The organism is Bacillus sp. FJAT-42376 (assembly GCF_003816055.1).
Lineage (GTDB): Bacteria > Bacillota > Bacilli > Bacillales > Bacillaceae > Metabacillus_B.
On record NZ_CP033906.1, the window covers coordinates 2,860,398 to 2,878,653 of the forward strand.

An 18,256-nucleotide genomic window follows, 5' to 3' on the forward strand; every position below is an offset into this window, starting at 1 on the left:
CTTCCTCACTTAACGACTAAACTCATGCGCGGATTGAGCATTTGTGACGGGCTTTTCAGCGCAAAGGTATTGGCGGATTCAAGAAAATCTACGGTCATGTTCTCATCTAAAAAGACCATTTTTGTCTTTTCCAGATAGACCGGTTTGAAATTGGTTTCGATTTTCAAATCATCCTCTTCTGTTTCCTTCACAAGCCAAAGGGCTGCGACCCCTGATACGACACAGCCGCATCCCTCTGTATCGTATTTCAGCTTCAAACGAGCTTCCGGATGTTCGCGCAAGCTCGGCGCAATTCGTTCCATTGCTTTTTCTGTAAATGTTACGTTCATGTCTCGCACCTTCTTTAGAATGATGTATGGACAGTTTACCACACTCTCAGCTTCTTCGCCCTTATGATGCAAAGGTTCGTTGCTTTTTCAACTGGTTCAGATTAACATTAGAGTATCTTTTTTCTGGAAAGGAGGACAATGATGTCTAAAGTTCAAATTAAAATATTGGATAACGGCCCTTTCCGTGTAACAGGAGATGTGGAGCTTGTGGATGCAGACGGTAATGTATATCCGGCTAAGCCCGCTTTTTCTTTGTGCCGCTGCGGCCAGTCTAAAAAAATGCCCTATTGTGATGCAACCCATAAGGGCACCTTTGATTCCTGCGTTCGTGCAGAAAAAGAATTGGACTAATCGATCATACTGGGGGATGGGATAATGAAAGTTCGTGTCGTAAAACCTGTTTTTGCAGATCCGGCAAGCCAGCTTGTTCATACGGCCAATCAGTTTGAAGAAAGAATTTTAATAAAAAAAGAACACTGGATCATTGATGCAAAAAGCCTTCTTGGGGTTCTGGCTCTTTCCCTGCAGCCCGGGGAAGAAATTGAGATTGATGCGGAAGGCAGTACGGCAGCGGAAGAGGCCCTTCTGCAGCTTGGCCTGTTTGAAAAGTAACCGGCAAAAAGGCCAATCAGCGGACGTACTGATTGGCCTTTTTTTATTCTTCCTTCTGCTCTTCTATCTTCACAATTCCTTCAAGCGGAATCATCTGCCTTTTGCCTGCTTCATTTACAATCCGGATGGCCTGCCCGACCGGATCCAGAAAATGAATGTATCCGGTGTACGGCACGAGCTTCTCATGCTCGTGCACCGTAAATCGGAGGAGCTGATGATTTTCCATCGCCATGCAGATGATCTCATTAAATTCCTCCAGCTGCTGCTCATCAATCTCAGGCTTTGCCGTATACTGCTCTTCTTCTTTCCACTGGCGGAGAAGCCTCACATGCTCCGGCAGCATCATCGATGTCCATTTAATATTTCCGCGGTCACGGATCATTTTCCTCCTCTCCTTTCTTATGCCTTATGTCCTCCGACTAGTGTTGCCCGGTGCTTCGCTGTTCCCGCTTTCGTGTAGGAAACAGCCCGAAGCAGAGAATCAGAGCCGTGTTTGCTTCGGATGGAATCCATGACATACCCGAGTGTCCGGTGCTTCTCCCGGTCAGGCTGAAAGAGATTGAGCTGGCTTTCCGTATCCTCCTCAATGTTGGACAGGGCAATGGAGATTTTACGAACCGTTTTCCCGTCATAAAACTCCTCAAAAAGCTCCAGGCATGTTCGGTAAAGATCCATCGTGATATTTGTCGGCTCCTCCATCGTCCGGGAACGGTAAAACCCGCCCCCCCATTCATCCTTGCTGTAGCCGACGCCAAAACTGATGGTCCGGCCCGACCGGCAGTGATGGCGCGCTCTTCTTGCCACCTCTTCGCACATTTCAAGGATGACGTGCTTCACCTCTTCCGGATCCGTGTAATCACGCATAAGAATCTGGCTTTTGCCGAAGCTGATCTGCCCCTGCATAATCGGCTCGCCGAGGTCGGACAAATCCACGCCCCAGGCATGATGATAAAGCTGGCTTCCCATAATGCCGAATTTTTTTTCCAGCACTTCCAAAGGGTAATTGGCAAGCTGGCCGACACTGAAAATGCCCATCCGGTTCAAATTTTTTTCCATCCTTCCCCCGATGCCCCACATCTTGCTCAATGGTTTTATATTCCACAAGTTTGTCTTCACATCATCATAGGTCCATTCGGCAACCCCGGTCTTTTTTGCCTCAATGTCCAGGCATATCTTGGACAAAAGCATATTCGGGCCGATGCCGATCGCACACGGCAGCTGGAATTCCCGCTCCATCTCGCTTTTAATTTTCCAGGCAATCTCATGGGCGTCCCCCCATAAATGTTCGACACCGTCGACCTGGATGAAACTTTCATCTACACTGTAAATATGAATGGCTTCTCTCGGCACATAGCGGTAAAACATTTTTGAAAGCTCAGTGGAAATGCGGATAAACAATGCCATTTTCGGGTTTACAACGTGGATCCGGGGATCATCCGGGATTTCAAATTTTCTCGATCCTGTTTTAATATTAAAGTCCTTTTTCAATTGGGGAGATGCGGCCAGCACCACACTTCCCTGCCTTTCGGTATCCCCGACGACAGCAAGGTAGCAGGTATGCGGATCCAGTCCCATCAGGACAGCCGCACAGCTCGCATAAAAGCTTTTCATATCAACGCAAAGAATTTTCTTTTTGGGAAGCTGGTCATAATCCATCGCACTTACCCCTCCAGCAAGAATGTGTGTTCGTAGTTCTATTATACCGCTAATCATAATCGAATAAACGTTCGTATTCAATGGTAGTTTTTGCCGAACAGTGGAATATTGGGGATTTTTGAAAAAAAAGCCATTCGATCCGCCGAAAAATCTTTTTTAGGCAGAAGGAATGATCTTATAATGTGGGGAAATAGAAAGCAGGTGTGACGATGCAAACAGAATGGCTGGAGAAAATGCTGACCCGTGCCTTCAAGCAGTATGGGCGGGATTTGGAGGAGCATCCGCTTCCAGAAAAAGATATGGTTTCATTTATGGATGATCTGGGACGGTCAAAGGATGAAGAAACGGAATATTACGAGGTCATTGAGAATCTGGTATACGAATATATGGTGAATAAGGATGACTGCAGATTCTAATCCGAAGCAAGGAGTGATGAAATGAGTGTGGGAACGGTGTATCTCAAAGTCGTAATGAATCGCTTTAAGGGGGTAAAAAACTTAGGTGACCGGGCAATGGAACAATTAACTGAACAGGATTTACATTGGAAGCAAAACGAAGAAACAAACAGCATCGCGGTCATTGTCAAGCATATGAACGGGAACATGGTTTCCAGATGGACCGATTTTCTCACCACTGACGGGGAAAAACCTGACCGCAGCCGTGAGCAGGAATTTCTGAACGATTTAGGAGACCGGGCGGATGTCATGCAGGTTTGGGAAAATGGCTGGAATGTATTGTTTCATGCACTCGGGCAGCTCACGGAGGAAGATCTGCTAAAAGAAATCTTTATACGGGGCGAATCGCACATGGTAATGGATGCGATTGAAAGACAGATGGCCCACTACGCGTATCATACTGGACAGATTGTGCACATCGGAAAGGAACGGAAGGATGCGGAGTGGAAAAGCTTGAGTATACCGAGGGGAGAGTCGGATATTTTCCTGCAGAAAATGCTAGAGAAGCATCAGAAGAGGTGATTCGTGATGGATTCGGGCTGGACTGTAAGCTTTTCCGGCCAACCTTCCTTTTCCGGCCGTTCCTCATCTCTTTCCGGCCGATCTCACCTGAATTCCGGCCGTCCGAACCTCTTTCCAGCCAAACCTCTTTTTCCTGCCAATTCCGGGTCTTTTCCGGCCGTTCCCCATCTCTTTCCGGCCGATCTCACCTGAATTCCGGCCGTTCCGAGTCTCTTTCCTGCCAACCTTCTTTTTCCTGCCGATTCCACGTCTTTTCCGGCCATTCCTCATCTCTTTCCGGCCAATCTTACCTGAAATCCGGCCGTTCCGAGCCTCTTTCCTGCCAACATTCTTTTTCCTGCCGATTCCACGTCTTTTCCGGCCGTTCCCCATCTCTTTCCGGCCAATCTTACCTGAATTCCGGCCGTTCCGAACCTCTTTCCAGCCAAACCTCTTTTTCCTGCCAATTCCACGTCTTTTCCAGCCGATCTCACCTCGAATCCGGCCGTTCCGAACCCTTTTCCAGCCAACCTTCTTTTTCCTGCCGATTCCACGTCTTTTCCGGCCATTCCTCATCTCTTTCCGGCCAATCTTACCTGAATTCCGGCCGGTCCGAACCTCTTTCCAGCCAACATTCTTTTTCCTGCCGATTCCACGTCTTTTCCGGCCGTTCCCCATCTCTTTCCGGCCAATCTTACCTGAATTCCGGCCGGTCCGAGCCTCTTTCCAGCCAAACCTCTTTTTCCTGCCAATTCCACGTCTTTTCCAGCCGATCTCGCTTCTTTTCCGGCCAATCTCACCTCGAATCCGGCCGTTCCGAACCTCTTTCCAGCCAAACCTCTTTTTCCTGCCAATTCCACGTCTTTTCCGGCCGTTCCTCATCCCTTTCCGGCCGATCTCACCTCGAATCCGCCCGTTCCGAACCCTTTTCCAGCCAACCCTCTTTTTCCTGCCGATTCCACGTCTTTTCCGGCCGTTCCTCATCTCTTTCCGGCCAATCTTACCTGAATTCCGGCCGTCCCAAGCCTCTTTCCAGCCAACCTTCCTCTTCCGCCCTCTTTTCAACTCGCTTTCGAATCATCCATGTACGGCCCGCCACAGCAGACAATTGTTTCACGCGCTCCGCTGCAATATCGCCGCCTAAGAGTGAAAAAACAAAAAACCCGTACCAACAGGTACAGGTTCCCCATCTTTTCATTCAGCCTGCAGGGCGATCCATTCTCTCCGCAGAATTCCCATAACGATCCGGTCAAATGCTTTTCCATCCCTGAGGACGGTTTCTCTCAGACGGCCTTCTTCTTTGAAGCCCGCTTTGCGGTAAGCACGAATGGCCGGCTCATTGTAGGAAATGACATCAAGTCCAACACGGTTCAGATTCAATTCATAAAACGCGTACTGAAGAAGCAGCTGAAGGGCTTCTGCTCCATAGCCTTTTCCGCGGTGTGCTTCCTCTCCGATTCCAATGGCAAGAAGGGCGCATTGATTATTCCACTCAATGCTGTGAAGGGCGGCAAACCCAAGCAGCTGATCCCCTTCATTCGTTCTGATCCTGAATTCAAGTGCTTTTGCAGGAGAATCCGGAGCCTTTGGGAAGGCAAAATCCGTATCCACCATCCTAAGATAATGGCTGTTTTGCCAGCTGTTCATGTCCTCTATGTCTGCGATTCTCGGTGCGGCAAGACGGATTGTTCTTCCAGTAAATAAATCGATCAATTGTTTCGTGCCCCCTTAATTTTAGGGGCTCAGACGGTGCCGGCCCCGCTATTTTTAATATTGGTTTTCTGCACGGCAATCATTGGCGCATCTCCTCTTACTAAGATATGTGAATTATATGATAATTCGGCGTGTAAATCAATTGTTTATGGAATATAATGGTATAAAAGAGTGATGGAGGTGCCACCATGAGAGCTTTGGCCAGACAGGCTGCCGTTTATGTCATATTCCTGCTTCTAGCTGTATGGCTGTTGTATAGCGGGGCGCACTTTGGAATTCAGCTTCAAAAAGAAGGAGAAGAAATTTATGATATGAGAACATTCCGGGCTTTCCAGGCTCTTTTTCCTATTGCCGCCGGGATGCTGTTTGCGGTTCCAGAGCTGATATTGGGCTTCTGGAGAGAAGGACGCTGGAGCATCAATTGGCTTAAGCTGCTGATTTTTGGTCTGCCTCTCGCATACATAACAGGAGGAAGCCTGCAATTTCTCACCGGAGCCAATCTCCTGCCGTTTTATGATTTTTTCACAGGAGGATCCGGGACCTTACAAGGGATTATGATCAGTTCCATTTGCGCAGCTGCTTTTGGGTATGTTCTCCTTTCATGTGTAAGAAAGCAGCCTTGTTAAGGGCTGCTTTCTTCGCATTTATTTACCTGCCCAGACATCCTTTGAAAAGCGTCCCTGCTGCTGAAGATCAGCAAGCCAGCTGGCTGCTTCTCCTGCTGATACAGCTTTCTCGGTCTGATAGATTTCGGTTAACACGTTCTCTACAGCGGGTGCCATTTTGCTTCCGTCCCCGCAAATGTAAAGATGGCCTTTTTTCTCCAGCAGGGACAGGAGATGGGAGGCGTTTTCTTTTATAAGATGCTGGACGTATGTTTTTTCTTTCCCTTCTTCACGGGAAAAAGCAGTGTGAAGGGTTACAAGACCATCCTGTTCTGCCTCGATAAGCTCTTGTTCATAAAGATAATCGTGTTTGCGGGCTCTGCAGCCAAAGTAAAGGTGCGCTTCCCCCAGTTTGTATCCCTGCTCCTTTAATGCGCGCCTTCCCTGAAGGAATCCTCTGAATGGGGAAATCCCCGTTCCCGGGCCGACCATAATGAGCGGTGTTTCAGGGTTCGCAGGCCGTTCAAAGCCGCTTTGAGGCTCCTTCACAAAGCAGGTAACCCTGTCTCCCGGAAGCAGCCGGGAAAGGTAGCCGGATGCGACTCCGTTGTATTCACCCGCTCCGCTCCACGCTGCTGTCTTTAGTACACCCACAGTGAGACTGACTCTCCCTGCAGATGTTTCAGGTGAGCTGGAAATGGAATAATAGCGCGGTTTGAGTGCTGGAAGCATACCTACAAACTGCTCAAAGGACAGCTCGCAGGCCATGTATTTTTCCAAAAGCTCAAGCATCGTTACGCGTTTCGCCAAAATTTCTTCCTGATACCGCTCCAGCATGGCTTCCAATTCCATACGGTGCGGAGGACAAACATTGACGGCCGCAAGAATTTTCAGCTGAGATCTCGTTACAGGCTCTTGAAATTCCACGAAGTTTGTAAACAGTTCGCGAACACCAACCGGGCGCCCTTTCGGCAAATGGGAGGTGCCGGCTCCTTCTCCACTTAAAACCAGCTGCTCATGACCGTTTAATTGAAATCGTCTAAGAACCCGGTTCACCAGTTCCGGACTGTTTTTCGGGAAAATCCCGATATGTCCGCCTTCTTTATAGCCGATTCCATCCGGAAGCAAAAATTCAATATGGCGGGTGCTCCTGCCGCTTTCTTCAGACTGCAGCTCTTTTACAGCGGCAACCTCAGCGGTTATCGCTCCATAGCCGCTGGCGATAGGAGGGGCCATTTCCCCGGAGACAAATTCAACTGAAAGAGCTGGGCCATCAGACGTATTCTCTATAGGAAGATCGATTCCAAATCGAGCTGCGATGGAAGCCCAAAGCTGGTTCTCCCATGCTTCATAATCTCCTTCAAAATCCGCATCTGCATCGCCTTCTCCGCGCTCAGCCACCCGAACCGCGCCTTTCGCCTCCATTGCCGCATCAATCAGATGGGGAATGCGCTGATACGTGCTTGCCCAGTTGCGGTCTCCGCATCCAAAAACGGTGTAGTGCACTCCCTCCAGCTCGTCTGGATCTGCCCCTTCAAGCCAGTCCGTAAATTTCACCGCATTGTCAGGCGGATTTCCATTATAGGAAGCAGAAAGAACGACAACCGCACCTTCTTTTGGCAGTTTCCCTGCATATGCATCAAGAGGCGCTGCTTCCGCTTTAAATCCGTACCGGATCCCTTTTTCCGCAAGCTCCTTTGCCAAACCTTCCGAAGTCCCCATGTTGGACCCGTAGAGAACAAGCATCGGAGTTTGATGGGCATCCTCTGCCGGCTGAAGAAAAGCAACCGTTGTTTCTTTTTTCGGCGGCTCTTCCGCCTGTACCCCAAACCCGGTAAACGGTTTGCGGGATTTCACCTTCATCGTGAAATGATCCGGCTTTAACGTAAGGGTTTCTTTCACTTCAAGCTCATAGTTTGTATGATCCGTAAAATCAAAGTGCTTTAAAAGCATGCCCATGACAAGGGCTGCTTCATGAAGAGCGAACTGCTGGCCGATACAGGCCCGCTGTCCATTTCCGAACGGCTTAAAAGCATGCTGCGGAATCCGGCTCATATCGTCAAACCGTTCAGGCTTAAACTGATCCGCATCTCCGCCCCATACGGAAGGATCGCGGTGCAGCTGAGGGAGAAGAATGGTTACTTCTTCTCCTTTTGAAATCGCATATTCTCCGCCTATCACGTCATCTTCTTTGGCATAAAGAGAAAAAGCGGGAGCTGTCGGCCACAGCCGCAGTGTTTCGTTCAAGATCATTTGCACATATTTCAGCTTTTTGACTTCCTTAAAGGCGGGAACAGAGCTGGTGAGGACCCGGTCAGCTTCCTCCTGTGCTTTTTTTAGAGCACCGGGATTTTTCAGCAAATAGTAAAAAGCAAAAGATAGCAAACCGCTTGTCGTTTCATGACCGGCAATCAGAAACGTGATAATTTGAAAGCGGATGTTTTCATCATCAAGGCCTTCCCCTGATTCCGGATCTATGCTCCTCAGCATGTGGGAAAGCAAATCGTCCGGCCATTCTTCCTTCCCGAGCTGTTTGCGCTCTGCAATCAGCTGATCTACGAGACTGAACATTGATTGTATATTTTTCTGAAAAGCTTTTTCCTTTTCTTTTAAATAAGTTTCATCCGTTTCCGTTCTCTGCAGTTTGCTCATCGCTTCGCCCAGAGCTCCCGTCATGCTGTCTATAAACGGATGAAAGTCCTGCCGATAGTAGCTGTTGAACCGGTAATTAAATCCGCAAAGACCGATTGTATCAAGAGTCAGCCTCGTCATATCATCGGCGACGTCAATCGAATCACCCGCATTCAGCCGCTCCCATTTTTGGACAAGCTGAATGGCAATGTCGGCCATCATGCTGTGGTACCCTTTCATTGCTCTTTGACTAAAGCTTGGCAAAAGGATATTGTGGGCTTTTTTCCAATTTGGTTCCTTCGTCCAGCTAGTAAACAAGCCATCCCCTGAGAAAGCCCGGACGTTTTGAAGCGCCTGACTCACACTTTTATCAAACCTTGATTCATCTGATACCTCTGCAGCCAGCGTGTGTCCTGACACATAAACCGCAGATCGGGATAGTTTTTCAAACCGGAATACCGGACCCATTTTTTCAGCAATCTTCATAAGCGATTGTACAGGTTTTGCCGGATTCAGAAGCGGGAGATGCCCATAGGCTCCCTGTAGCTCCGGCATTGGAATTTGACTCCTCATTGTCACGTTGCATTCCTTCTTTCTGCTATTCATTCATGAATTCTGACAGCATCCCAGCAGCTTTCTTCAATCCCTTTTAAAAGTTCGGGAGTTTCTTCAAGGTGGCCGGCCCGTATAAGACGGTGCAGCTCCAAAAACGCTCCGAACAAAATGGCGATTAAGCCGTTTGCCGGCAAATCGCGGATGAGCTTTTTTGACTTTCCTTCTTCAAAAAAATCGTGGAGAAGGGAAAGCGCCTGAATGAATTGACCGGTGCTTTTCTCGTTTAAAAACATCGCATGAGCATGAGTTCGAATAAAACAGAGAGCATGCTCATTCTCATTGGTAAAGGTGACCATTCCGTAAAAAAAATGCTGAAACTGCTTTCTCGGGTCTTCTGATTCCTTTGGATACCCTTTTAAAAGCGTTTCTTCAAATTTGCTCAGGCATTGCTGAAACAGCACATTGCCCAAATTCTCTTTATTCTCGAAATAGCGGTAGATCGTACCCGCTCCCACCCCGGCTTTTTTGGCAATCGCCGGAACGGCCGTGGCGTCGAATCCGCGTTCCGCGAATAAAACAAGTCCTGCGTGCAAGATTTGCGTTTCTTTTCCTGCTGCAGCTGCGGTCATACCCAGTCCCCCCCGATGAGCGGAATGAACGTTCATTCCGTCTTTTTCCAGTGTAACGCCGGCGGTGCAGAATCGTGAATAGAGCGTAAGAATGAAAATAAATTGAGTGAAAGAACCCAGTTTGTTCGTACATTCTGACTTTTCATACAAAATATAGAAAGATATAGAGCAAGTTTTTTAATATGGATGTATTTCTGTGCTGAAAGAGCACAGAGAAGAACATGGCCATGTCTTAGATCATATTGACCAATGAAATAGACCGCATGAAATTCGATTACGATACGTAAACTCTCATGCCTGATTATTGATAAAGAAAAACCAAAGGACTATGTATTAGCTGCTAGCTGCCGGCAAATACGAAAATAATCGTGAATATGAGTTCATCTTATAACCGGAAAATCACTTCAGGTCATTGGAATTATATGTTAACGGAATGGAAGAATGGTAAAATAATTCTTACAAACTTAGAGGGGGAAAAGATTTTGGTTTGGAGAAGATTTATTGTATTTGCCCTGGTGATTGGTTTTTTGGCTGGAATCTTTTCAGTAAAGTCTGATCATATCCCTTATTTGGGTGAAGGGGCAGACATTTCTGCTTTTGAAATCATTATGTCGTATTTAGCGGTAATGATTAACTCATTGCCAATGTGGTTTATCGCTGCCATGACCGCTGGTTATTGGTTTGGAAGGAATGTCCGGGAAGGGATCTTGCTGGGGGCGGTTTATACGGTTATGGCCATTACATTTTATTTTGTAATTGGGAGCTTATATGGCCATTCATTGATACAGCTCTCATTTAAAGAACAAATAGGAGTATATGCCTTATGGTATGGGGCTTCCCTGGCCGGAGGCTGTATTGGCGGTGCTGCAGGCTACTTATTTAAGAAAACACCTTATGTATTATTCATTCTATTATTTGGTTTACTCGTCCAATTGGTTATAAACGGGGCAGGAAGCTGGAATAACATCGTTGGGGCTGCGCAGAATATTACCTTCTGTCTAATGAGTGTTTATATCGTATATTTTTTGCTTGCCGCGTCAAAGAAAAAAGCAGCAGGCTAAAACACATGTTTATCCGTATAATCCGGACCGATACGAAACCCGTTTGCCGAATAGAAGGCGCTATCGAATGTTCGATAGCGCCTAAAAAAGTTCCAGTCCACTATGCATGAGCCGTTCCTGAATTGGCCTGGCTTTAGGAGTCATATATGGTGATTTTTACTTTTTATTAAATGCATTCCCTGCAATCTTCTCAACCAGCCCCGGGACGATTTGATACATTGTGCTTCCCGCGTTCATCCATCTCGGCAGATTAATTTCCCGCTTGTATTTCAATATGGATCCAGTGACCTTTTCCGCCACATAGTCAGGCGTGAGCATCCACCTCTCCACGTTTTTTGTATATTCGCCGCTTTCATCCGCCGTTTCAAAGAAATCGGTTTTAATCGGGCCTGGATTAACCGTGGTTACTTTTATATTCGTACCGGTGCATTCCATACGCAGACTGTTCGAAAACCCAAGCACTGCATGCTTAGTGGCGGCATACAGACTGGATTTCGGCGTGGCAATTTTCCCTGCCTGGGAAGCAATGTTGATAATATGGCCGCTGCCTTGCTCCTTCATAATAGGAAGCACCGCCTTCGTACAGGCAATCAAACCAAACACATTTACTTTAAACATCCCTTCCATCTCTTCCAGGGTGGATTCATCCACTGTTTTAAACACTCCAAAACCGGCGTTATTGACTAATACATCGATTCGTCCTGTCTTTGCCATCAGCTGCCTGAAAACAGATTGAACAGAGGCCGTATCCGAGACATCCAGTTTCGCATACAGAGCTTCTGTTCCGTATGCTTTTTTAAGCTCCTCTGCAAGCGTTTGAAGCCGGTCTTCTCTCCTCGCAAGCAGCACGGGGACTGCTCCGGCAGCCGCGGTTTTTCTGGCCATTGCTTCTCCAATTCCGCCAGAGGCTCCCGTAATAAAAACAACTTTATTTTTCAGTTCCATGTTCCACCATCCTAAGCAAAATACATTCGGTTTTCGTTTGAGCCGTCCGATGCTATCTTACCTAGTTTTTCTAGATAATCCAACTGCGCAACGGTTTCAGACATGGTAAGCATCAGCTCTTTATGAAAAACAGTCGGAAATAATTCTGTACATACCTGAAAAGCAGTCATCTGTTTTTCAGCAAGCATTTTGCGGACTTCCTCAGCCCGGTCCGCCTGCCGTTTTCTTCTGTAATGAATCAATTCATGTGCATTTTCGATTACTTCCCCATGGCCTGAGTATACCTTTGAAATCGGCAGATGGAGCAGCTTTTCAAACGTGTCATTGAATTGCAGCTGCGGTTTTGGCCTCTCCGTTCCTTCCATTGGAGGTTCGAGAAGCGGATTGGCGGAAATTTTCTTCAATAGGACGTCACCTCCAAAAAGGACCCCGTCTGCCTCCCTGTACAGAGCAATATGCGTCTGGGCATGGCCAGGCGTTTCGATGACGCGAAACCCGTCCATTCCAGGGACATGGTCTCCGCCTTTAACGGTCTGATCGAGCGAAACGGTACAGGAAAAAGCGAGAGAGCGTTCCAGATTCTTAATGTATTTGAGGAAAACCGGATCCACTCCAAACTCCATCAGCAGCCCGTGGAAAAATGCTTTTTGAGTTTCTATGAATTCCCTGTCTCTGGAAAGCCACGGCTCATTATAGGGATGTCCGACAAACCGGGCCCCTTTTAATTCATCGAGCAGACCGACGTGGTCCGGGTGATGGTGGGTTACAATCACCTGTTCAATATCCTCAAGCCGGTATCCGGCCTTTTCCACTTGAGTCTTTAAAGAGACCAGCGCTTCCTCCGTCTTCGGCCCTGCATCAATTAGTGTCAGGGATTCTCCTTTATACAGATAGGCATTGATGTCTCCTACCGGAAACGGAGTTGGGATTGGCAGCATGATGATGGATTCCTGATTTCGTTCTGTCTTCATTTTTTATCGCCCCTATTATTATTTTTCTATAGAAAATACCGTGATGAAAGAGAGGACATTCTATATTCAGTCCCCCATGGCCGGGTCATTTAGAGTCTTTTTCACTGCGGCCTGCTATGTATAATCTAAGTTTACCGTGCCAGCGCCGCCTTGTCATTATATTCAAATAATTCGGATAAATAATTTTTCCAAGCCTATTGACATTGGCTTGTCCTCCCTTGCATAATGGAGTACAAATATAAACGAGATATCGGAATAAGCGATGATCAGGACCAGTACATCCAGTAATGGCGAAAGAGAGCGCAGTTCACCGGCTGAAAGACTGCGCAGCCCGCTTGCGGATCGAACCTACCCTGCCAGCTGTTAGGAAAACCTAAACGCGGCCCGCGTTACAGGCACTTGAGCTGGGTGCTGAATTGCGCCAACTAAGGTGGTACCGCGGAACCTTTCCGTCCTTTTTTAAAGGACGGAAAGGTTTTTTTATTTTTAGCTAAAAAAGGAGGATGGATTATGATGAGAATAGGAATACTTGGCGCCGGATCCATGGCAGAAGCAATGATTTCAGGGTTAATAAGCGGGAATGTCGTCCGCCCTGATCAAATATCTGTCATCAACCGGAGCGACCGGAGCAAGCTGTTATATATCCAGGATCAATATGGAGTAAATGTTTCAGAGAATAAAGAAGAGCTGCTGGCCTGTTCAGACGTCATCATCCTGGCCATGAAACCAAAGGATGCGCAAGAGGCCATTCTTTCCATCCGTCCATATGTGAAAAAGCAGCTCTTTCTTTCCGTACTGGCCGGTATTACGATCCAGACCATCCAGAAGCTGCTCGGAAAAAAAGCACCGGTCATCCGTGCGATGCCGAATACATCCGCTGCCATTCAGATGTCCGCAACGGCCATTTCTCCGAGTGAAGAAGTAACCATGCATCAGTTAAAAATAGCGAAACATCTTTTTGAAACGATCGGCATGGTCGCTGTCGTTGAAGAACACAGACTTGATGCGGTTACAGCACTTTCCGGAAGCGGTCCTGCCTATGTCTATTATTTTATTGAAGCTATGGAACATGCGGCCAGCGAAGTCGGCCTTGACAAGGATATTGCCAAAAGCCTGATTCTCCAGACGCTTGCGGGTGCATCTGAAATGCTGATGCAATCCGATAAACAGGCTGCTCAATTGCGGAGGGAGGTAACCAGTCCCGGAGGAACAACAGAGGCGGGAATTGAAAAACTGAAGGACTGCCGGTTTCATGAGGCAATCGTTGCTTGCGTGAAAAAAGCTGCTGAGCGTTCTGTTGAATTGCAGGCACTGGTTTCGAAGGAGGAAAAGAAAATCAGAAAAGCATGAACACCTTTCGGTTCAGACTGCTTGCGCGGGGCAAAAAACTCCTATTGAAGCACCCCGATGCAGGATTTTTACGAAAGTAAAAAGCAGCCCAGAGGACTGCCCGCAAAACCGGTTTCTTTTACCTTACTTCCAATAAAACCTTCCCGGTACTCATCCGGCTTTCAATTAAATCGTGAGCCGCCCCTGCCTGTTCAAGAGGGAATCGGTCGCCGATTTCGATATTCAGCACCCCTTCTTCATAGAGCGAAAATACCTTTTCAGCCGTATTCTGCAATAGATGAGGACGTTTTTTGCGCGTTGTCCCAAAGCTAAAGCCTAAAACGGACCGGCAGCTGGAATGAAGATCGGATGTTTTAAATTGGCCGGCTTCTCCGCCTGCATTTCCAAAATGAACAAGGCGGCCATAAGGAGCGAGACATGTCAGGCTTTTCTCTGAAATCTCGCCTGAAACGGAGTCCAAAATAACATCAGCGCCAGCGCCGTCCGTGTATTCGTTTACAACCGGTGCAAAGTCTTCACTTTCCAGACAAATCACATGATCAGCTCCGGCTTGATAGGCTGCTTTGATTTTCTCTGCCCTGCCCACCGTTCCGATGACTTGGGACGCACCTAACCGTTTAGCCAGTTTGATTGCCGTCGTGCCAATCCCTCCTGCAGCCGCATGAATCAGAACGGTTTCACCCGGCTGAAGCCTGCCGACGTCCGCCAGCAGCTGATAGGAAGTAAAGGAGACAACCGGAAACGCAGCCGCTGTGCTCCAATCCATCGTTTCAGGTATGGCAAAGGTAAGCTGTTCATCTGCCACAGCAAACTCTGCATAGGAGCCGCCGGAAGGGAACGCAATTACACGCTGTCCAGGCTGGAACCTTGTTACACCTTCGCCGGTTCCCACTACTGTTCCCGCTAAATCAAGTCCGGGTATGTAAGGAAGTTTCGCTCCTTTCTTGCCGTATCTTCCTTTAATATCGGCGAAATTGACACTCGTTTTTTCGACTTGTATGAGCACCTGATGAGCTGCCGGTTCCGGAGTTTCCCATTCAGCGTATTTCATGTTCTCTGTGCTTCCGAATTCTTCTACAATGATTGCTTTCAAATGTGCAGCCCCCTTGTTTATGTATCTTCTTTTATTTTATTCCGTTTTCCTTTTTAAGTAAATATTTAGAAACTCATTTGGTGCCTCCGCGATTCAATTTTCAGCAAGTACAGCCGGAATCATTAGAGAATCTGACAGCTGGTCAGCCGGTATGTTTAGTTCTTCCTGCACGTATATCGGGCCCATTCTCCTCTCATTCTCAGCAAGGGGATAAAAAGGAGCTGCAGCCCGGGCGGCTCAGCTCCTTCTCTCATTTCTTCTTCCAATTGAAAAATTCCTCAATACTCTTTTCCAAAATTCCGGGAAGCTGCCCGAATGAATATGGCAAATAGAGGCGTTCTGTCCATTGGTGCGCATCCCGGCCAACCGGACCGATATTAATAACCGGCATGTTCAGTTCCTTGATTTCCCGAACCGGCAGGATGTAATCTTTCCCATAAACCGGGAGACTTCCAGTGAGCTTCGCTAATGAGTCATCGGTTTCATTCAGCTGCAGGAAGCTTAAATCAGATAATCCCGGGAAATACACTTGCCTTTTTAGCGATATTCCATACTGTTTCGCCAAATTGGATGCATAATCAGCCATATGGCGGATCATTCGGTCATCATTGGAGGAAACAGCCGGATAAAAAGGCGGGCCGTAGAAAAGAACAATCATCGGGGAAAGCTCTTTGCACAGTCCTGCCAGCTCGGCCGTAATGCGGATTGAGGCATGGCGTCCATCTGATTCTCCGGCGGATTCTGTTTCAAGGTTTGCCATTCTCCGTTCGACTTCCTGCTTTCCTGCCTTGTCCACCGCGTAAATATAAAGCTCTTCATAGCTCATAACTCTGACCGAAAATGGGTCGGGCTTGTACGGAACTTTTTCGGAATAAGCTTTTGCTCTCTTTATGTAGTGTGCTTCAATCTCTTTGGCCGCAGCTTTTGCGGAATCCAAAAGCATGGAATGAAGCTCTTCAAGCGGCCGTTTCATTGTCAGGACATTAAAAAGAGATACAGCAATATGGGGAATCTGCACAGAATACTCCTCTTTCAAATCCTTTTGAAGAAGGCTTGTCGGCGGAGGCGTCACCTCTCCTTCCACCGTTTCGCAGTATTCATCATTCAATTCGAGCTGCTCGCTGATTTTGGAGGCCATCAAATTGGCGTTTAAACCGGAAAACGGTTCACCGACATGGGTCTCCTTCCCATAGCAAAGGAATCCGGGTAAAACTTTCCCAATCGATCCGGTATATAAATAGTAATCAGGATCATTCGGATATTTTGTAAACATTGGTTCTGAATTGATGCACGCTGCGTACTCAAGGTGATGCTTTTCTTTAAGTTCGTTCAAGGCATGAACGGCAGCAAGCATTCCTTCAGAGTTCACTTCTTCATCCGGTACGGTCAGGAGCAGCAGGTTCCCGTCAAACGGATTGTGCATGGCCTTCTCAAGCACACCCATTTGAACCGCAAGCCCTGCTTTCATATCCATCGTGCCCCTTCCAAAAAGCCAGTCTCCGCTCTCGAGCTCTTTTTGGACTTGTTCAGGCAGCCATTCCTTTTTCTCTTCTAGCATATGAGTCAGCTCGTTCGGGCGGAACGCAAGATGCCGGAGTTCTCCGTAATCAATGACTTCGACCGTATCAAAATGACTTAATAAAACGAGCGTTTTATTTGTTTTTCCTTTTACGAGGGCTGTCAAAAACCGCCTTCCGTCTTTAAGAGGGTGAAGTGTCAGCAAATCCGGATTTTGGCTAAAATAATTTTTCTGGTTCAGCAAATACTGAACATATTCAGGAAAAGAGGCTTCTCCGGGAGTGCCGGTGACACTGTCATATTCAACCAGTTTTGATAAAAGTTCGGTTAGTTGGGCCTTCGACTGCCATAATGATTTCATCTTATTCCCTCCATTCCTCATTTGAATTCATTGTATAGAATAATCGAATAATTTCAACAGCCTGGAGCAGAAAAACTTTCTATACCCTTTCTTCCGGGCAGATAAAGTGACTTGAAGAAATAACGCTGGTATACTTTTTTTGAATTTATTTCATGGAGGCGAAAATCTTGAATCGAAAGTTATTTGAACCATATAAAATAAAAGATGTAGAACTGAAAAACCGGATTGTTATGTCTCCGATGTGCATGTATTCATCCATGAACGAGGACGGAAAGCTCGAAAGCTTCCACCGCACCCATTATGTGAGCCGTGCAGCAGGCCAGACCGGTCTGATTATGCTTGAAGCGACTGCGGTGACACCACAGGGACGAATTTCTCCGAACGATCTTGGCATTTGGAGTGATGAGCATACAGAGGGATTTGCAAGCCTTGTAAAAGAAATCAAAAGCTACGGAGCCAAAACCGCTATCCAGCTTGCTCATGCGGGACGAAAAGCTGTATTAGAAGAAGAAATTGCCGCTCCGACTGCTATCCCTTTTAATGAAAACTCCAAAAGGCCAGTAGCGATGACGAAAGAAGCAATCGGGGAAACCATCCTTGCCTTCCGTGAGGGAGCCCGCCGAGCAAAAGAAGCCGGATTTGATATCATTGAACTTCATGGTGCGCACGGCTATCTAATCAATCAATTTTTATCCCCCTTATCCAATCATCGAGACGATGAATACGGTGGTTCAGCAGAGAACCGCTACCGCTTCCTTAAAGAAGTAATTGACGCAGTTAAAGAAGTATGGACCGGTCCGATCTTCGTCCGTGTATCTGCAACGGATTATCATCCAGAAGGACTGACACCGGATGATCATGTGGTATTTGCGAAATGGATGAAAGAACAGGGCATCGACTTGATCGATGTCAGCTCTGGGGCTCTTGTGCCGGCAGATATTCCAGTTTACCCCGGCTATCAAGTTCCATTTGCAGAAAAAATCCGCCGCGAAGCTCAAATAGCAACGGGAGCAGTCGGTATGATCACACACGGACTTCAAGCAGAGGAAATTTTGCGAAGCGAACGTGCAGACTTGGTTTTCTTGGCACGCGAACTTCTGCGTGACCCTTACTGGCCGAGAACTGCTGCTGAACAGCTTGGGATTTCCATTGAATCTCCTGTTCAATATGAGCGCGGCTGGAAGTAATAAATGATATCAATTTCAAAAGCTTTTCCTCATTCAAGGGGGAAAGCTTTTTTTTATTCCCGCCTCTTTCTATCCTTCCTAGTA

General features: G+C 47.2%; 19 protein-coding genes. 8 read left to right on the top strand and 11 right to left on the bottom strand.

Annotated elements, in window-relative coordinates; genetic code table 11:
• Positions 1 to 5: 5 nt before the first annotated feature.
• Positions 6 to 329 (bottom strand): iron-sulfur cluster biosynthesis family protein, encoded by a 324-nt coding sequence (locus CEF21_RS14375; protein ID WP_123917492.1) that lies wholly within the window; start codon positions 327 to 329, stop codon positions 6 to 8.
• Positions 330 to 470: 141 nt separating this feature from the next.
• On the opposite strand from CEF21_RS14375, the gene CEF21_RS14380 reads away from it, so the two are divergent.
• Both CEF21_RS14380 and CEF21_RS14385 read left to right on the top strand, forming a co-directional pair.
• Entirely contained in the window at positions 471 to 680 is a 210-nt protein-coding gene (locus CEF21_RS14380; protein WP_123917494.1) for a CDGSH iron-sulfur domain-containing protein, read from the top strand.
• A gap of 24 nt (positions 681 to 704) precedes the next feature.
• Positions 705 to 941: an HPr family phosphocarrier protein gene (locus CEF21_RS14385; protein ID WP_123917496.1), complete on the top strand. Its 237-nt coding sequence runs from the start codon at positions 705 to 707 to the stop codon at positions 939 to 941.
• Positions 942 to 984: 43 nt separating this feature from the next.
• Here the strand turns inward: CEF21_RS14385 and CEF21_RS14390 are convergent, their stop codons facing one another.
• Positions 985 to 1,323: a YolD-like family protein gene (locus CEF21_RS14390; RefSeq protein ID WP_123917498.1), complete on the bottom strand. Its 339-nt coding sequence runs from the start codon at positions 1,321 to 1,323 to the stop codon at positions 985 to 987.
• Positions 1,324 to 1,340: 17 nt separating this feature from the next.
• Complete coding sequence (locus CEF21_RS14395) at positions 1,341 to 2,597, bottom strand: Y-family DNA polymerase (protein WP_123917500.1); 1,257 nt, start codon at positions 2,595 to 2,597, stop codon at positions 1,341 to 1,343.
• 209 nt (positions 2,598 to 2,806) lie between these two features.
• On the opposite strand from CEF21_RS14395, the gene CEF21_RS14400 reads away from it, so the two are divergent.
• Positions 2,807 to 3,013: a YqzH family protein gene (locus CEF21_RS14400; RefSeq protein ID WP_123917502.1), complete on the top strand. Its 207-nt coding sequence runs from the start codon at positions 2,807 to 2,809 to the stop codon at positions 3,011 to 3,013.
• A gap of 21 nt (positions 3,014 to 3,034) precedes the next feature.
• Entirely contained in the window at positions 3,035 to 3,574 is a 540-nt protein-coding gene (locus CEF21_RS14405) for a DUF1572 family protein (protein WP_123917504.1), read from the top strand.
• A gap of 63 nt (positions 3,575 to 3,637) precedes the next feature.
• Here the strand turns inward: CEF21_RS14405 and CEF21_RS14410 are convergent, their stop codons facing one another.
• Together CEF21_RS14410 and CEF21_RS14415 are read right to left on the bottom strand one after the other, a co-directional pair.
• The gene (locus CEF21_RS14410) at positions 3,638 to 4,618 is read right to left on the bottom strand and encodes a hypothetical protein (RefSeq protein WP_123917506.1); all 981 of its coding nucleotides are present in this window, start codon (positions 4,616 to 4,618) and stop codon (positions 3,638 to 3,640) included.
• Between the two features lie 129 nt (positions 4,619 to 4,747).
• A complete protein-coding gene (locus CEF21_RS14415) occupies positions 4,748 to 5,266 on the bottom strand; it encodes a GNAT family N-acetyltransferase (RefSeq protein WP_241156681.1) in 519 nt (172 codons plus the stop codon).
• 188 nt (positions 5,267 to 5,454) lie between these two features.
• Between CEF21_RS14415 and CEF21_RS14420 the strand changes: the two genes are divergently transcribed.
• A complete protein-coding gene (locus CEF21_RS14420; RefSeq protein ID WP_123917508.1) occupies positions 5,455 to 5,892 on the top strand; it encodes a hypothetical protein in 438 nt (145 codons plus the stop codon).
• An 18-nt stretch (positions 5,893 to 5,910) separates the two neighbouring features.
• On the opposite strand, the gene CEF21_RS14425 is transcribed toward CEF21_RS14420, so the two are convergent.
• Entirely contained in the window at positions 5,911 to 9,081 is a 3,171-nt protein-coding gene (locus CEF21_RS14425) for a bifunctional cytochrome P450/NADPH--P450 reductase (RefSeq protein WP_123917510.1), read from the bottom strand.
• A 23-nt stretch (positions 9,082 to 9,104) separates the two neighbouring features.
• Positions 9,105 to 9,686: a TetR/AcrR family transcriptional regulator gene (locus CEF21_RS14430; protein ID WP_206427778.1), complete on the bottom strand. Its 582-nt coding sequence runs from the start codon at positions 9,684 to 9,686 to the stop codon at positions 9,105 to 9,107.
• 482 nt (positions 9,687 to 10,168) lie between these two features.
• Between CEF21_RS14430 and CEF21_RS14435 the strand changes: the two genes are divergently transcribed.
• Positions 10,169 to 10,747 carry a hypothetical protein gene (locus CEF21_RS14435; RefSeq protein WP_241156682.1) on the top strand — a complete coding sequence of 193 codons (579 nt, stop codon included), beginning with the start codon at positions 10,169 to 10,171 and terminating at the stop codon, positions 10,745 to 10,747.
• 156 nt (positions 10,748 to 10,903) lie between these two features.
• Here CEF21_RS14435 and CEF21_RS14440 read toward each other — a convergent pair whose 3' ends face one another.
• Both CEF21_RS14440 and CEF21_RS14445 read right to left on the bottom strand, forming a co-directional pair.
• Positions 10,904 to 11,692, bottom strand: coding sequence for an SDR family NAD(P)-dependent oxidoreductase (locus CEF21_RS14440; RefSeq protein ID WP_123917512.1), 789 nt, complete (start codon positions 11,690 to 11,692; stop codon positions 10,904 to 10,906).
• Positions 11,693 to 11,703: 11 nt separating this feature from the next.
• Entirely contained in the window at positions 11,704 to 12,663 is a 960-nt protein-coding gene (locus CEF21_RS14445; RefSeq protein WP_123917514.1) for an MBL fold metallo-hydrolase, read from the bottom strand.
• Between the two features lie 510 nt (positions 12,664 to 13,173).
• On the opposite strand from CEF21_RS14445, the gene proC reads away from it, so the two are divergent.
• A complete protein-coding gene (gene proC, locus CEF21_RS14450) occupies positions 13,174 to 14,013 on the top strand; it encodes a pyrroline-5-carboxylate reductase (protein ID WP_123917516.1) in 840 nt (279 codons plus the stop codon).
• Positions 14,014 to 14,131: 118 nt separating this feature from the next.
• Here the strand turns inward: proC and CEF21_RS14455 are convergent, their stop codons facing one another.
• Positions 14,132 to 15,106, bottom strand: a complete 975-nt coding sequence (locus tag CEF21_RS14455) for a quinone oxidoreductase family protein (RefSeq protein WP_123917518.1) — start codon at positions 15,104 to 15,106, stop codon at positions 14,132 to 14,134.
• A 250-nt stretch (positions 15,107 to 15,356) separates the two neighbouring features.
• Complete coding sequence (locus CEF21_RS14460) at positions 15,357 to 16,985, bottom strand: M20/M25/M40 family metallo-hydrolase (RefSeq protein ID WP_123917520.1); 1,629 nt, start codon at positions 16,983 to 16,985, stop codon at positions 15,357 to 15,359.
• Between the two features lie 152 nt (positions 16,986 to 17,137).
• On the opposite strand from CEF21_RS14460, the gene namA reads away from it, so the two are divergent.
• Entirely contained in the window at positions 17,138 to 18,172 is a 1,035-nt protein-coding gene (namA, locus tag CEF21_RS14465; protein ID WP_481747590.1) for an NADPH dehydrogenase NamA, read from the top strand.
• The last annotated feature ends 84 nt before the right edge of the window (positions 18,173 to 18,256 follow it).